The sequence below is a fragment of the Vibrio sp. MA40-2 genome, assembly GCF_047302445.1.
Classification (GTDB): domain Bacteria; phylum Pseudomonadota; class Gammaproteobacteria; order Enterobacterales; family Vibrionaceae; genus Vibrio.
This window is the reverse complement of sequence record NZ_CP178628.1, coordinates 117,784-133,655: the sequence shown is the minus strand read 5'-3', so window position 1 is coordinate 133,655 and position 15,872 is coordinate 117,784. Positions and strand designations below refer to the sequence as shown.

Annotated in this window: 17 protein-coding genes; all 17 read left to right on the top strand. The window is 41.9% G+C overall.

The window, feature by feature from the left end:
• Nucleotides 1–55: 55 nt before the first annotated feature.
• The 17 genes from flhF to ACLKML_RS07920 all read left to right on the top strand — a co-directional run bounded on the left by flhF (nt 56) and on the right by ACLKML_RS07920 (nt 15,872).
• A complete protein-coding gene (gene flhF, locus ACLKML_RS08000) occupies nt 56–1,666 on the top strand; it encodes a flagellar biosynthesis protein FlhF (RefSeq protein ID WP_413284873.1) in 1,611 nt (536 codons plus the stop codon).
• A 3-nt stretch (nt 1,667–1,669) separates the two neighbouring features.
• A complete protein-coding gene (locus ACLKML_RS07995) occupies nt 1,670–2,557 on the top strand; it encodes a MinD/ParA family protein (RefSeq protein WP_413284872.1) in 888 nt (295 codons plus the stop codon).
• Nucleotides 2,550–3,284 (top strand): RNA polymerase sigma factor FliA, encoded by a 735-nt coding sequence (locus ACLKML_RS07990; protein WP_413284871.1) that lies wholly within the window; start codon nt 2,550–2,552, stop codon nt 3,282–3,284. Before ACLKML_RS07995 ends, ACLKML_RS07990 begins: the two co-directional genes overlap by 8 nt.
• A 43-nt stretch (nt 3,285–3,327) precedes the next feature.
• On the top strand, nt 3,328–3,696 hold the full coding sequence (gene cheY, locus ACLKML_RS07985) for a chemotaxis response regulator CheY (protein ID WP_317715545.1): 369 nt from the start codon (nt 3,328–3,330) through the stop codon (nt 3,694–3,696).
• A 51-nt stretch (nt 3,697–3,747) separates the two neighbouring features.
• Nucleotides 3,748–4,467: a protein phosphatase CheZ gene (locus ACLKML_RS07980; protein ID WP_413284870.1), complete on the top strand. Its 720-nt coding sequence runs from the start codon at nt 3,748–3,750 to the stop codon at nt 4,465–4,467.
• Nucleotides 4,468–4,476: 9 nt separating this feature from the next.
• Nucleotides 4,477–6,783: a chemotaxis protein CheW gene (locus ACLKML_RS07975; protein WP_413284869.1), complete on the top strand. Its 2,307-nt coding sequence runs from the start codon at nt 4,477–4,479 to the stop codon at nt 6,781–6,783.
• A gap of 10 nt (nt 6,784–6,793) precedes the next feature.
• Entirely contained in the window at nt 6,794–7,954 is a 1,161-nt protein-coding gene (locus ACLKML_RS07970; protein ID WP_413284868.1) for a protein-glutamate methylesterase/protein-glutamine glutaminase, read from the top strand.
• Between the two features lie 8 nt (nt 7,955–7,962).
• Nucleotides 7,963–8,742: a ParA family protein gene (locus tag ACLKML_RS07965; protein ID WP_413284867.1), complete on the top strand. Its 780-nt coding sequence runs from the start codon at nt 7,963–7,965 to the stop codon at nt 8,740–8,742.
• Nucleotides 8,732–9,877, top strand: coding sequence for a chemotaxis protein CheW (locus ACLKML_RS07960; RefSeq protein ID WP_413284866.1), 1,146 nt, complete (start codon nt 8,732–8,734; stop codon nt 9,875–9,877). The genes ACLKML_RS07965 and ACLKML_RS07960 overlap by 11 nt, the downstream gene beginning before the upstream one ends.
• A 12-nt stretch (nt 9,878–9,889) precedes the next feature.
• Complete coding sequence (locus tag ACLKML_RS07955; RefSeq protein WP_413284865.1) at nt 9,890–10,384, top strand: chemotaxis protein CheW; 495 nt, start codon at nt 9,890–9,892, stop codon at nt 10,382–10,384.
• 23 nt (nt 10,385–10,407) lie between these two features.
• Nucleotides 10,408–10,842: a DUF2802 domain-containing protein gene (locus tag ACLKML_RS07950; RefSeq protein ID WP_413285855.1), complete on the top strand. Its 435-nt coding sequence runs from the start codon at nt 10,408–10,410 to the stop codon at nt 10,840–10,842.
• Nucleotides 10,843–11,070: 228 nt separating this feature from the next.
• Nucleotides 11,071–11,688: a cytochrome c biogenesis heme-transporting ATPase CcmA gene (gene ccmA / locus ACLKML_RS07945; RefSeq protein ID WP_413284864.1), complete on the top strand. Its 618-nt coding sequence runs from the start codon at nt 11,071–11,073 to the stop codon at nt 11,686–11,688.
• Nucleotide 11,689: 1 nt separating this feature from the next.
• Nucleotides 11,690–12,358, top strand: coding sequence for a heme exporter protein CcmB (gene ccmB, locus ACLKML_RS07940; RefSeq protein WP_413284863.1), 669 nt, complete (start codon nt 11,690–11,692; stop codon nt 12,356–12,358).
• 127 nt (nt 12,359–12,485) lie between these two features.
• Nucleotides 12,486–13,226 (top strand): heme ABC transporter permease, encoded by a 741-nt coding sequence (locus ACLKML_RS07935; protein WP_413284862.1) that lies wholly within the window; start codon nt 12,486–12,488, stop codon nt 13,224–13,226.
• A gap of 2 nt (nt 13,227–13,228) precedes the next feature.
• Entirely contained in the window at nt 13,229–13,435 is a 207-nt protein-coding gene (gene ccmD, locus ACLKML_RS07930; RefSeq protein ID WP_413284861.1) for a heme exporter protein CcmD, read from the top strand.
• Nucleotides 13,432–13,917, top strand: coding sequence for a cytochrome c maturation protein CcmE (ccmE, locus tag ACLKML_RS07925; protein WP_413284860.1), 486 nt, complete (start codon nt 13,432–13,434; stop codon nt 13,915–13,917). Before ccmD ends, ccmE begins: the two co-directional genes overlap by 4 nt.
• Complete coding sequence (locus tag ACLKML_RS07920; RefSeq protein ID WP_413284859.1) at nt 13,914–15,872, top strand: heme lyase CcmF/NrfE family subunit; 1,959 nt, start codon at nt 13,914–13,916, stop codon at nt 15,870–15,872. Before ccmE ends, ACLKML_RS07920 begins: the two co-directional genes overlap by 4 nt.

Here is a 15,872-nt window from a genome sequence, read left to right as displayed (position 1 = left end):
CCTTGGATGAAAACGATAAACCTTGGACTAATATAATAAACCTTGGACGAATACATTGAAGATAAAACGATTTTTTGCCAAAGATATGCGATTAGCTCTGCTTCAAGTTAAAGAAGAACTTGGTTCAGAAGCGGTCATTATGTCTAACAAAAAGGTAGCGGGTGGCGTAGAGATAGTTGCTGCAATTGATGGTGAAGTTGCCGATAAACCGGCTTCTAAAGCGCCACCTCGAGTTCAATCTAGATATTCGAATGAGGCAAATAAAGCACATGAATCTCAATATGGACGTGATTTAAAAGATGATCGAGTGAGTTTACAAAACAATTCAACGGCGCAGCCTGTCTCAAACTCACAAAGGAAAGCATCGGACTCGAAAACCAAGCGTTTTGCTAATATGTTAAAGCAATATAGTCGGCATGAAGAGCCAATGGATGGTAATCATACAGAAGCAGATTCGCTTACGGCCTTGTTAAAGCGCCAAGCCAATTCGAGTCAACCTTCCCAATCGCAAGCGCAAACTCAGCGTGGAAGCATCTCATCTTCGTTAGCAAAAGATTCTGGGCTAGCCAAACTTATTTCTGATGACCATCGCTCTGATGATTACCATACCGATCACTATCGTTCTGCTAGTCATCGTCCGGAAAGTCATCGTAATGAAAGTCAGCGTAATGAAAGATTAAAACCCAAATTAGACCCGTCGCGTTATGAACGTAATTATAAGCCTTCAGTTGAGAATGAAGAGAACACTCAAGAGTTAAACTCTATGCGTGAAGAGATGATGTCAATTCGGCGACTTTTGGAACATCAAGTTTCCGGATTGATGTGGCAAGAAGTAGAACGCCGTGAACCTTTGAGAGCGATGTTGATTAAGCGCCTAGAGCGTATGGGATTGTCTTCTGAGCTGGCGGACCAATTAGCGTGTTACATCTCTGAAGATACACCGCCGGCAGAAGCTTGGAAAGAGCTATTAGGTTTAGTGTCTGACCAAGTATCTGTCATTCAAACAGATATATTAAAACGAGGTGGTGTTGTTGCTTTACTTGGCCCAACTGGTGTGGGTAAAACAACCACAATAGCAAAGTTGGCCGCAAGAGCTGCCATGGAATATGGCCCAGATAATGTAGCGCTAGTGACAACCGATACGTTTAGAATTGGCGCGCATGAACAATTAGCCATTTATGGCCGAATTATGGGTTGTCCGGTAAAAATCGCAAAAGATTCTGATGACTTAGCGGAAGTCATTTATCAATTGCGTAATCGCAGACTCGTCCTTGTCGACACAGCAGGAATGGGGCAAAGAGATGTACGACTTACAGAGCAACTGGATACGTTAATGCATGATAGTGGCTCTGTTATAAATAGTTATTTAGTTCTTCCTGCTACCGCCCAAAGACGAGTACTACAAGAAACAATTGACCATTTTAAACGTATTCCTCTTTCGGGTTGCATACTTACTAAGATCGATGAATCGCTAAGTCTTGGTGAATTTATAAGCGTAATAGTCCAAAACTCACTACCAGTGGCGTATGTCGCTAATGGTCAACGGGTACCGGAAGACATAGTGATTGCTCAGCCTAAGTATTTGGTTGCCAAAGCCAATGAATTACTCGAGAAATCAACTGAAAATGAACCTCACTATTGGACCAGTGATACTGATGGATTCTAAGCAATGACAGACAATAACATGCACGATCAGGCAAGTGGCTTACGCCGACTAACTCAGCCAACTTTAACCAAAGTAATTGCGATTACTGGTGGTAAAGGCGGGGTGGGGAAATCACATGTTTCATTAAGCTTGGCTATCTCTATGGCTCGTCAAGGCAAAAAAGTGATGGTGTTAGATGCCGATTTAGGCTTAGCAAATGTTGATATTATGCTTGGATTGCGTCCTAAACGTAACTTAGGTCATTTATTAGCGGGTGAATGCGAACTTAAAGATACCATTGTTGAAGGCCCACACGGCATTAAAATTGTACCTGCTACATCAGGTACACAAAGTATGACTGAATTAAGTAATGCCCAACATGCGGGGCTGATTCGAGCTTTTGGTTCTTTGGAAGAAGAAGTAGATGTGTTACTGATTGATACAGCTGCTGGTATTTCTGATATGGTGGTGAGTTTTTCTCGTGCGGCTCAAGATGTGGTGGTAGTGGTGTGTGATGAACCTACGTCCATCACCGATGCTTATGCATTGATTAAATTGTTAAGCCGCGAGCATGGTGTACAACGTTTCAAAATTGTTGCCAACATGGTGAGAAGCTATCGCGAAGGAAGAGAATTGTTTACAAAGTTGACCTTGGTCACAGAACGTTTCCTTAATGTGAGTCTTGAATTGGTCGCATGCGTACCGTTAGATGATAAAGTACGCCAGTCTGTAAAAAAACAAAAGATAGTGGTCGATGCCTTTCCTCGTTCTCCTGCTGCATTGGCATTGAGTACGTTAGCCAATAAAGCATTAACATGGCCAATACCCAAGACCCCGAGTGGTCACTTAGAGTTTTTTGTGGAAAGGTTGTTAAATAAAAGAGAATCAATAGGGGAATCATTTGGTGAATAAGGCGCTAACCTATGACCAACATGCGAATGTTAATAGCCAGAAATCGTTTCTAGAGCAGTACTCTAATTTGGTCAAACGTATCGCACACCACCTTATGGGACGCCTACCGCCTAGCGTTCAGGTTGATGATTTAATTCAAGCAGGAATGATTGGCCTGCTAGAAGCACAGCAAAATTACGATAATTCGAAAGGCGCAAGCTTTGAGACGTACGCAGGAATAAGAATTAGAGGCTCAATGCTTGATGAGGTTCGCAAAGGCGATTGGGTGCCTCGTTCTGTACATCGTAACAATCGAACAATTAATCAAGCAATTAGTGAATTAGAAGCTCAACTTTCCAGAGACCCTGCCGATATAGAAGTAGCGCAACATTTAAACATGACGATTGAGCAATATCATTCTGCTTTATCGGATATAAGTTGTTCGCGCTTAGTGGGTATTGAAGATTTAGGGGTGTCTGAAGATGTTATCTCAACTCATGAAGATGCGTTTGCCAATACTCCATTCCAAGGCGTAGCAGACGAAAATTTTCGGCAAGCTTTAGTTGAATCCATTAAAGAGTTGCCAGAAAGAGAAGCATTGGTGCTCTCTCTTTATTATGATGAAGAATTGAATTTAAAAGAAATTGGAGAAGTATTAGGGGTAAGCGAATCTCGTGTAAGCCAAATACACAGCCAATCTATGCAACGTTTACGCTCTAAATTGAGCTCGTGGACACAAGAAGACTAATACACTGAATTGAACCTCAGTGGAGGTAATTTTGAACAAAAATATGAAAATTCTTATTGTTGATGACTTTTCAACAATGCGCCGTATTGTTAAAAACTTACTACGTGACTTGGGTTTTAATAATACTCAAGAAGCGGATGATGGCTTAACGGCGCTGCCAATGTTAAAAAAAGGTGAATTCGACTTTGTTGTTACTGACTGGAACATGCCAGGGATGCAAGGTATCGATCTGCTAAAAAATATTCGTTCAGATGCCGATCTTAAACATCTCCCGGTATTAATGATCACAGCAGAAGCGAAACGTGAGCAGATCATTGAGGCCGCTCAAGCAGGTGTAAATGGTTATATTGTAAAACCATTTACTGCTGCAACGCTTAAAGAAAAGCTAGACAAAATTTTTGAGCGTTTATAAGTCAATATACGCAACTGACTAATATTTAATAGCGTATAAGGACTTTTCAGCATGATTTCACTAGAACAAGCACGCACCTTAGTCGAGCTCCTTGAAGCAGGTAAGCAAAAAGAAGCGAACGATATAGTGTTGTCGATATTAAAGGGACGTGAAAATCCCATTATAAACGAGGTTGGTTCGTTAACCAGAGACCTTCATGACGCGCTCGATCAGTTTAAAATAGACCCGAGAATGAGTGTCATTGCCAATGAAGAAATCCCAGATGCACGGGATAGGCTTGAATATGTAATGGCCAAAACGGAATCTGCTGCCAATAGAACTATGGATGCAGTAGAGCGGTCATTACCCATTGCTGATAAGCTACATGAGAGTTTGCTTTTGGTCAGACCAACGTGGAATGAATTGATGAAAGGTAGAATAGAGCTATCTGAATTCAAAACATTATGTTTGCATATCGACGGACTATTAACCCAAGTCGAAGGGGATAGTACCGAACTGCGTAGCCAACTGACTGAAATTTTGATGGCACAAGATTTTCAAGATCTCACGGGACAAATCATCACTAAAGTGATTACCCTAGTACGTGAAGTCGAAGAAAGATTAGTCGATATTTTAACCTGTTTCGGTGTGGACAGTGCCGATCAACAATCTTCGACCACTAACAAAGCATCCACCGAGGCAGAAGGTCCAATATTAAATCCTCACGAGAGGGAAGATGCGGTTTCATCTCAAGACGATGTCGATGATTTACTATCGAGTCTTGGATTCTAAGGGTAAATTATGAGCTATGAATTAGACGAAGAAATTCTACAAGACTTTTTAGTAGAAGCAGGTGAGATACTTGAGTTGTTGTCAGAACAGCTGATTGAACTTGAAAATAATCCTCAAGATAAAGAACTGCTAAACGCAATTTTCCGCGGTTTCCATACAGTTAAAGGGGGAGCAGGTTTTCTCGCTTTAGGAGAGTTAGTCGACGCTTGTCATGGCGCAGAAAATGTATTCGATATCTTACGCAATGGTCAACGTCAAGTTACATCAGATTTAATGGACACTATTTTACAGTCCTTAGACGCCGTAAATGTTATGTTTAGCGCGGTACAAAATGGTGAAGCGTTAATCCCCGCGGACCCCGCTTTATTAGCCGAATTACATCGATTAAGCCAACCGGCAAGTGCAGATGAAGATACGCCAAAAGAACCGGAAATGAGCGCTAATGCACCTGAAAACATAGTGCCTGAAAACCAAGAACAATTAAGCATACAAACCGAAAATCTTACTACATCAACGACAAGTCAAAACAATTCATTAGACGATATTTCTCAAGATGAATTTGAGAAGCTGTTGGATGAATTACACGGAAAAGGGTCGGCTCCTGGCTCTTCTGCTCAGAACACGACTGCGGTTAATAGCGCCACTGTCAGCAGCAATGAGACTGTTATTCCAGAAACATCAGCTTTGACAACACCTGAGTCTAATGCCGATACTGGTGATATTACCGATGATGAATTTGAAAAGCTTCTGGACGAACTGCACGGCAAAGGTAGCGCACCAGGAGCAAGCTCTTCTGCGCCAGTTGCATCCGCGCCAGTAACAAAGCAAACTCCAATCAATACGTCCTCGGCAGCAGAATCCGATATCATGACAGACGATGAGTTTGAAAGCTTGTTGGATGAACTTCATGGCAGTGGTAAAGGTCCTTCAGTTGAAGAACTAGAAAATACCGAGAAATCGATAACAGAAGAAAGCAAGTCGATTCCGAAAACTAACCTTGGCTCTACTCCGAAAGTCGCTGAAAACCCTAAAGCGACAGACAAACCTAAAGTTAGTCCTACAGCAAAAAAACCAGTTGTTGCAGAAAAACCAGTCGCTGGGAAAGCAAGTAAAGCGCCTGCTGCGAAACCTCAAGCGGAAGCGACTGTTCGTGTGGATACTTCCACCTTAGATATCATCATGAATATGGTCGGTGAACTGGTTTTAGTGCGCAACCGTTTAGTTAGTTTAGGCTTAAATCGCAATGATGAAGAAATGTCTAAAGCGGTTTCAAATTTAGATATTGTTACTGCTGACCTGCAAGGGGCGGTAATGAAAACTCGTATGCAGCCGATCAAAAAAGTCTTTGGTCGTTTTCCTCGAGTTGTGCGTGATCTCGCTCGTACGTTAAATAAAGAAATTAAGCTTGAGATGCGAGGAGAAGATACAGATTTAGACAAAAATTTGGTGGAAGCGTTAGCTGATCCGCTGATTCACTTAGTTAGAAATTCGGTGGACCACGGTATTGAAATGCCCGATATCCGTGAACAAAATGGTAAATCGAGAACGGGTAAAGTGATTCTTTCTGCTTCACAGGAAGGCGACCATATTGAATTGGCTATTGTCGATGATGGTGGCGGTATGGATCCTGATAAGCTAAGAGATATCGCGGTTAAGCGCGGTATTATGGACAGTGAAGCGGCTTCTCGACTGACAGATAAAGAGTGTTTTAATCTTATTTTTGCTCCCGGCTTCTCATCAAAAGAAAAAATTTCCGATATCTCTGGGCGTGGCGTCGGTATGGATGTGGTTAAAACCGCGATCAATACCTTAAATGGTGCCGTTGATGTTGATTCTGAACTAGGTAAAGGCACCAAAATCACCATAAAAGTTCCGCTAACCCTAGCGATTCTGCCAACACTAATGGTTGGCGTGTGTAATCAACCTTTTGCTCTGCCGTTAGCCAGCGTTAACGAAATATTTAATCTCGATTTATCAAAAACCAATATTGTTGATGGTCAACTCACCATCATTGTTCGCGACAAATCAATCCCTCTATTTTATTTGCAAAACTGGCTAGTGCCCAAAGCAGGGCAGGTGGATCAACGTAAAGGTGGCCACGGACATGTTGTTATTGTTCAACTGGGTAGTCAACGTGTTGGTTTTGTGGTTGATAGCTTGATTGGTCAAGAAGAAGTGGTGATAAAACCATTAGATGAGTTATTACAGGGAACGCCTGGCATGGCAGGTGCTACGATTACCAGTGATGGGCATATTGCGCTGATATTAGATGTACCTAACCTATTGAAGCAGTACGCGACTCGTTCCCGTATGTAAGAAGGATTATATGGCTGTAAAAGTACTAGTTGTTGACGATTCAAGCTTTTTTCGCCGCAGAGTGAGTGAGATAATCAATGCAGATCCTCGCTTAGAAGTGATTGACGTCGCAATAAATGGTAAAGAAGCGATCAATAAAGTAACACAGCTTAAACCTGATGTGGTTACTATGGATATCGAAATGCCAGTTATGGACGGGATCAGTGCGGTGCGTGAAATAATGAAGGCTAATCCTGTTCCTATCTTGATGTTTTCATCGCTAACGCATGATGGTGCCAGAGCAACCTTAGATGCTCTCGACGCAGGTGCTCTCGATTTTTTACCTAAGAAATTTGAAGATATCGCGCGTAATAGAGATGAAGCGACTCAATTGTTGCAACAAAGAGTGTTGGAAATATCGCGCAAGCGTATGTTAGTTCGTCGCAGACCTACCACATTTTCTGCTAGTACTTCCTCGATAGGGGCGTCTACATCAAGTGCTTCAACACCTTCTTCACTCAGAAAACCGTTAGGCTCAAATACTGGATTAGCCAGTTCGGGACGCTCTTCTATTTCCGAACGAAGCAGTGCGGCTAAATTTCGAGCGACAGGTAAAAAATATCAGCTTACAGCGATAGGCACGTCAACGGGCGGACCGGTCGCGCTACAAAAAATATTAACTAAATTACCAAGCAATTACCCTCATCCTATAGTGCTTATTCAGCATATGCCAGCCACCTTTACCGCAGCATTTGCCAGCCGTCTTAATTCACTTTGTAAAATAGAAGTAAAAGAAGCCTCAAATGGTGACGTGTTACGCCCTGGTGTTGCTTATTTAGCTCCAGGTGGAATGCAAATGATGGTTGAAGGCCGCCCAGGAAGCGCTAAGTTAAGAATTGTCGATGGTGGCGAACGTATGAATTACAAGCCGAGTGTCGATGTGACATTTGGCTCTGCCGCTAAAATATATCACGGTAAAGTGTTGTCAATGGTATTAACTGGTATGGGGGCGGATGGGCGTGAAGGTGCTCGTATGTTGCAAGCGGCTGGCGCGACTATTTGGGCGCAAGATGAAGAGAGCTGCGTGGTTTATGGTATGCCGCAAGCGGTTGCTAAAGCGAATATCTCTAGCGAAGACCTTCCACTCGATCGTATCGCTGAACGTATACTGGTTGAAGTGGGATTAGCCTAGGAGGCGCTATGATTGTTTGGAGTGTCGCAAATCAAAAAGGTGGAGTGGGTAAAACCACCACCACAGTTACGTTGGCTGGTTTGCTCAGTAAAAAAGGTCACCGAGTCCTATTGGTTGACACTGATCCTCACGGTTCGTTGACTACATATTTGGGCTATGACTCGGATTCGGTAGCAAAAAGTCTTTTTGATTTGTTTCAATTATCCGAAATAGATAGAGAGTCGGTTAAGCCACTTATTTTGGCGTCTGATATTGATAATATTGATCTCATTCCCGCTCATATGTCGTTAGCAACCTTAGATCGTGTGATGGGTAATCGCAGCGGCATGGGGCTGATTTTAAAGAAAGCTTTACTTGCATTATACGGTGATTACGATTACGTGCTTATTGACTGCCCTCCTATTTTAGGGGTAATGATGGTCAATGCATTAGCTGCCAGTGATCGGATTCTTATACCGGTACAAACCGAGTTCTTAGCAATGAAAGGTTTAGAGAGAATGATTCGAACTCTGGCTATCATGCAAAAATCACGTAATCGAGCGTTTAAAACCACCATTGTTCCAACAATGTATGATAAACGCACTAGAGCATCACTAACCACCCTTAATCAGCTTAAGCAAGATTACCCTGACCAAGTGTGGAGTTCTGCTGTGCCTATAGATACTAAGTTTAGAGACGCCAGTTTAAAAAATTTACCGGCTTCTCATTTTGCGGAAGGAAGTCGTGGTGTCTTTGCTTATAAGCAACTGCTCATCTATTTAGAGAGGCTAGCATTGGATGAACAATAAGCACAACCATAAGCTATCCGGTGCTGAGGCATTAGAAGAATACTTTACTTCATTGTTAGATGAAGAGTTAGATTTCGAACATCAAGACTCAGATTTCGAACATCAAAAAATAGATATCTCGACTGAAAATGCGGCCCAGAATTCGGCTTTAAGTGCCGAAATTCCGCAATCATCTGACGAAGAGTCTGTGATATTTCAGCCACAACCGCAATTGGACGATCAGTCTATACAAACCGAACTAGACTATAATGAGTTTGATGTTCCAGATTTAAATGATGTGCAAAAGTTACTCGATAAATTGGAATCTACCGATGTCGTTGAGGAAGCAGACATCGCGAGCTTGATTGAGAAAAATACGGCCGATATTGCACAGATAGATACGAAAATTACCACGATTGCTGAAGATAAGGCAGAAGAAATTCAGCAGTGGCAAGTTGAAACACAGCCAAGCGTCCAAGAATCATTGCAGCCCGAAGTTTTTGTCGAACAAGCGGCCGAAAAAAATGACGTTCCTGAGTTAGCCAAAGCATCCGAACTAGCTAAAGGCCCCGAGTCCACTAATGTACCTGAACAAGAAACCACTCTCACCACAGAGACTGAGGTTCAGTTCCAATCTAAGGGTAAAGTTTCACCGTTTGATGACTGGAAAAGTACTGAAAGAGAACACGATTTTCAAGTATTGTATTTTGAGGTTAACGGGATCACATTTGCAGTGCCATTAGATGAGTTAGGTGGAATTCATAAAACGGCGGAAATGAGTCATTTGATTGGTCGGCCTGCTTGGTATTTAGGCTTACAAACTAATAAAGATAACCAATACGACGTTGTTGATACAGCTAAATGGGTTATGTCTGATAGACTTACGGATGACGCACATAAAGATGCCTATCAATATATCGTTATGCTAGGGAATAGCTCGTGGGGGTTAGCTGCTACCGAATTAAAAGGAACTGAGTTACTAAACGTAGAAAGCGTGCGTTGGCGTACTCAAGCGGCGAAAAGGCCTTGGTTGGCTGGAATGGTAAAAGAAAAAATGTGTGCTTTGATTCACGTCGAAGCCATGATAAAAATGATAACTGCTGGTATGGACGTCAAGTCTTTAGACAGTGATAAAGGTTTGTCGAAAGCGACATAAAGAGGATAAGACATGTCTCAAGCGAATGAAGTTGATGTAAGAAAAGATCAAGCGAATGATGAAGTTCTTCAGTGGGTAACGTTCCAATTGGAAGAAGAGACCTATGGCATTAATGTTATGCAAGTTAGGGAAGTATTGCGTTATTCTGAAATTGCACCGGTACCTGGTGCTCCTGATTATGTTCTTGGTATCATTAATCTACGTGGTAATGTCGTCACCGTGATTGATACTCGCTCTAGGTTTGGTTTAATGCAGGGTGAAATTTCCGATAATACCCGCATTATTGTGATTGAATCAGAACGTCAAGTTATTGGTATATTAGTTGATAGTGTCGCCGAAGTAGTTTACTTACGCTCGTCTGAAATAGATACCACACCGAGTGTTGGTACAGATGAAAGTGCCAAGTTTATCCAAGGTGTAAGCAACCGGGAAGGCAAGCTGTTAATTTTAGTTGATCTAAATAAATTGCTTTCTGATGATGAATGGAATGAGATGGCCCATTTATAATGTTTGAATCGTTCAATGATAATATGTGGCTAATGCTGTCTGCTGGGAGTGTTGTATTCAGCCTTGTTATTGCGCTTTGGCTGTTAAGAGTAAGCCGTACCTTACAAAAACGTAATGACCAACAAAGACAGGAACTGAGATCGCAAGAAAAAGAACTTTCCAAAGTGAACAATCAGCTACTTGAGGTTCGTTCAGTGGTTATAGGCTTAGGTCAAAAAATGACGGAACAGCAGGATATTATCCAACATTTATCGGAGCGTATTACAGAATTGGAACACGTTGATTCTGATAGCCGCTTGTATTCTAGAGCAACCAAGATGGTGCAATTAGGAGCAGGTGTGGATGAATTGATTGAAGAATGCGAATTACCAAAAGCAGAAGCTGAATTGATGATGGCACTACAAAATAAAATGTCAGGTAAAGAAAAAATTCCGCCGATGAAATCGAGACGTAAGTAACGAACTTATATCTAAAAATTTTATGTTTAGATGAAAAGAGAAACGAGTGCGTTTCTCTTTTTTTATTTAAAATGCAAGTGAATACATATAATAAAAAAGAATTTTCTTATTATGTGACCGATGCAGATAGTGTGAGCATAGAAAATTTGATTTGTTGTTATTTCTACCCTACTTAGAGCGATACCGCTTATGTTAATATAGCAATTCAATTTATAATAAGTAGTAACCATGTTAGCAGTATCAAACCTTACCGCCATTCGTGATGAAAAAATTCTTTTTGAAGATTTATCGTTTAATGTTGAGGCAGGTGAACTGGTTCAAGTAGAAGGTAGGAATGGAACCGGTAAAACAACCTTGCTGAGGATTATCGCTGGGCTCGGTGATTATGAAATAGGTGAAATTTCATGGAATGGTTGCGTGACTTCGTCCAATCGAGACCTTTTTCATCAAGATTTGCTTTTTTTAGGCCATCAAACCGGGGTGAAAAGAGAGCTGAATGCTTTTGAAAACCTTTCTTTTTATCAATCTATTCATCAATCTGACATCGATAAACATAAAATATGGGCTGTGTTGGCTCAAGTTGGTTTGGCGGGAAGGGAAGATGTGCCAGTTGGGCAGTTATCCGCAGGCCAGCAACGACGAGTTGCGTTGGCACGTTTGTGGTTGAGTAAGCAGAAACTTTGGATTCTTGATGAGCCGTTAACGGCGATAGATAAACAAGGTGTGAAAGTATTGGAAAGTGTATTTTTGAAACACGCGGAAGAAGGAGGAATGGTGATGCTAACCACCCATCAAGATATGTTGCTTGATTATCCAAAACTGCGAAAAATTAAGTTAGGTAATTAATATGCTCCACTCAATGTTAATGATCATTCGTAGAGAGTTATTAATCGCTTTTCGTCGCCAGGCGGATATTTTAAATCCATTGTGGTTCTTCATTATCGTTATTACCTTATTTCCGCTAAGTATTGGCCCTGAACCTGCTTTGTTGGCCAGAATTGCCGCGGGTATAATATGGGTTGCGGCTCTGCTTTCGGCATTACTTTCGCTAGAACGGTTGTTTAGAGATGATTTTCAAGATGGAAGCCTAGAACAGATGATGCTAATGCCTGTACCGTTACCATTAGTTGTTATATCCAAGGTAATCGCTCATTGGTTGTTGACTGGGCTGCCTCTAATTTTGATTAGCCCTTTATTAGCGGTGTTACTTTCTTTAGATTACTTCACTTGGCAAACGGTCGTGTTAACCCTGCTTGTTGGTACGCCAACCTTGAGTTTTATTGGAGCGATTGGCGTTGCATTGACGGTTGGTTTGCAAAAAGGGGGCGTTTTACTCAGTCTTCTGATATTGCCTCTTTATATTCCGGTGCTTATTTTCGCTACGTCAGCGATTGATGCGGCTAGTTTAGGCATGCCATTTAATGGTCAGTTAGCACTAATGGCTGCTATGCTTGCTGGTTCAATAACTCTCACACCATTTGCCATTAGTGCTGCACTTAGAGTTAGTGTGAATTAACACGACAAACTACCTCTTTATAGGTATTGTTTTGCATGTGGCAAATAATAGGATCATTCTGTGATACGTTTTTTGAGCCAATAGTGAAAATGAAACAAAAAATATCAATTACTAGCGAGATTAAACCATGTGGAAATGGCTACATCCTTATTCAAAACCAGAAGTGACCTACAATTTGTGTAACAAGCTGTTACCTTACTTTGCATTATTGGCGGTTTTATTTTTAGGTGCAGGAACCGTGTGGGGGCTTGCTTTCGCGCCTTCTGATTATCAACAAGGCGACAGTTTCCGGATTATCTATATTCATGTCCCTGCTGCGATTTGGTCAATGGGCGCTTATATGTCGATGGCAATAGCAGCATTTATTGGTATCGTATGGCAACTAAAGTTGTCGAATATGGCGGCAGCCGCCATGGCACCAATAGGTGCAGTCTTTACCTTTATTGCATTATTTACTGGTGCCATTTGGGGTAAGCCTATGTGGGGTGCTTGGTGGGTATGGGATGCAAGATTAACTTCTGAGCTTATTTTATTATTTTTGTATCTTGGCGTTATTGCGTTGTACCATGCATTCGATGACCAAAAGACAGCCGCAAAGGCGGCGGGTATTTTGGCGATTGTCGGGGTAATTAACCTTCCAATTATTCATTTTTCTGTAGAATGGTGGAATACGTTACATCAAGGCGCAACGATTACCAAATTTGCTAAGCCGTCGATTTCAGGCGATATGCTTTGGGCGTTATTACTTAATATATTTGGGTTTTTATTCTTTTTTGTCAGTTTGACTCTGGTTCGATTTAAAAATGAGATCCTATCTAGGGAAAGTCATCGTCCTTGGGTTCGAGCGCTCATTGCTAGGAGAGTGTGATTATGCATTTTGAAAGCTTTAGTGACTTGGTAGCCATGGGGGGCTATGGCGCTTATGTATGGAGTGCATTTGGGGTGACATTTTTGTCACTTTTTATATTGACAATAAGTAGTGTAATGACGGGGAAAAAAATCATTCAACAAGTAAAAAATAAACAAGACCGTCAAGCTCGAATTGAGGCTGCAAAAAATTTGGAGAATACATTATGACCCCGGTACGAAAGAAAAGAATGGGTTTATTACTGGCACTCTTACTTGGTATTAGTGCTACCGCAGGTCTAGTTTTATATGCTTTAAATCAAAATATGGATCTGTTTTATACGCCAAGTGAACTGGTTTATGGTAAGCCTGATGGCACCAAACCAGAAGTGGGACAAAGACTCCGTATTGGTGGAATGGTGGTAGCTGGCTCCGTAAGCCGAGACCCCGAGTCACTAAAAGTTAGCTTTAAACTTGCCGATATTGGTCCACAAGTGACCATAGAATTTGAAGGTATTTTGCCCGATTTATTTCGTGAAGGGCAGGGGATCGTGGCGCAAGGTGTATTAACCACTGCAACCACGATAGAAGCGTTTGAAGTACTGGCCAAACATGATGAAAATTATATGCCGCCAGAAATTGCTGAGGCAATGGAAAAAGTGCATGAACCATTAGGTTACTCTGAAGATCAATTAAAAGGGACGGATAAATGATCGCTGAAATTGGTCACTTTGCACTAATTCTATCATTAGGACTGGCGGTATTACTGAGCATTTTACCTATGCTGGGGGCTTCCAAGCAATCTAGTATGCTGATGGCAACGGCACGTCCGTTGTCGTGGGGAATGTTCTCGTTCTTACTGTTCTCGTTTTGTATTCTTTTATGGGCATTCTATAGCAACGATTTCACTATCAGTTATGTGGCAAGTAATTCAAATACCGCTTTGCCGTGGTATTATCGGCTAACAGCCGTATGGGGTGCTCATGAGGGATCTCTTTTACTTTGGGTCTTGATTCAAGCTGGATGGACGGTAGCGGTAGCCTCTTTTAGCCGAGGTATGCCACAAGAGTCAGTCGCTCGTGTTCTCTCTATTATGGGTATGATTAACGTCGGCTTTCTGCTGTTTATTATTATTACATCCAATCCGTTTTTACGCACATTGCCATTTTTCCCTATTGATGGGCGCGATTTAAATCCTTTATTGCAAGACCCAGGTTTGATTATTCATCCACCAATGTTGTACATGGGATACGTTGGTTTCTCAGTGGCATTCTCTTTTGCGATTGCTTCATTGATGACTGGGCGTTTAGATACAGCATGGGCAAGATGGTCTCGTCCTTGGACGACGGCGGCGTGGATATTTCTAACGGTCGGAATTTCTCTAGGTTCTTGGTGGGCTTATTATGAGCTTGGCTGGGGAGGATGGTGGTTTTGGGATCCTGTAGAAAATGCGTCGTTTATGCCTTGGCTGGCAGGTACTGCATTAATGCATTCACTTGCGGTAACGGAAAAGCGCGGAACCTTCAAAGCCTGGACAGTGTTGTTGGCAATTTCTGCGTTTTCTCTCAGTTTATTAGGTACCTTTTTAGTTCGCTCTGGCGTGTTGGTTTCGGTGCATGCGTTTGCTTCCGATCCGGCACGAGGCATGTTTATTTTAGGCTTCCTGATTGTTGTGATTGGGGGTTCGTTACTTCTATTCGCATTGAAAGGATCGGCAATTCGAGTTCGTAGCGATTTTGCGCTGTTCTCTAGAGAGAACGGGCTATTAGCCAATAATATTTTACTGATTGCGGCACTAGTGGTTGTTTTAGTCGGTACGCTCTTACCGCTTATTCATAAGCAAATTGGTTTAGGCTCGGTTTCGATAGGCGCGCCGTTCTTTAATATGTTGTTTACGTGGTTAATGATCCCATTCTCTTTCATTCTCGGAATTGGTCCATTGATTCGTTGGAAACGAGACAAAATTTCCACTTTATATAAACCCATGCTGCTATGCGGTGTTTTATCATTAACTCTTGCTGGGCTATTTGTCACTTTATTAGGTGATGGTTTCTCTGCTATGGCTTACCTAGGCTGGGTAATGGCATTGTGGATAGTCAGCATGCATTGTTATGAAATACATGAGCGTGCTACGCATCGACATCCTTTTATGCAAGGTATTACCAAGTTGCAAAAGAGCCATTGGTCAATGGTGTTGGGGCACATTGGTTTGGCTGTGACGGTTATTGGTATTGCAATGACACAGAACTATAGCGTCGAACGTGATGTTCGTCTTGCTCCAGGTGAAAACTTTGAAATAGAAGGGTATAACTTCTATTTTAAAGGCTTAAGAGATAAAGATGGCCCGAACTATAATGGCTATGTTGCTGATTTTGAAATAACCGAGAATGGCGAATATATTAATACGTTGCATGCAGAAAAACGGTACTACACTACTGCCGGTTCTATGATGACAGAAGCCGCGTTGGATGTTGGTGTTACTCGCGATCTTTATATCGCTATGGGTGAGCAACTCGGGGACGATGGGTCTTGGGCGGTAAGACTTTATTATAAGCCATTTATTCGCTGGATTTGGGGTGGAAGTCTAATCATGGCATTAGGTGGTTTAGTGGCATTAAGTGATAAACGTTATCGTTTTAGAAAGAGTGGCAAGGATGTAACGGCTTAA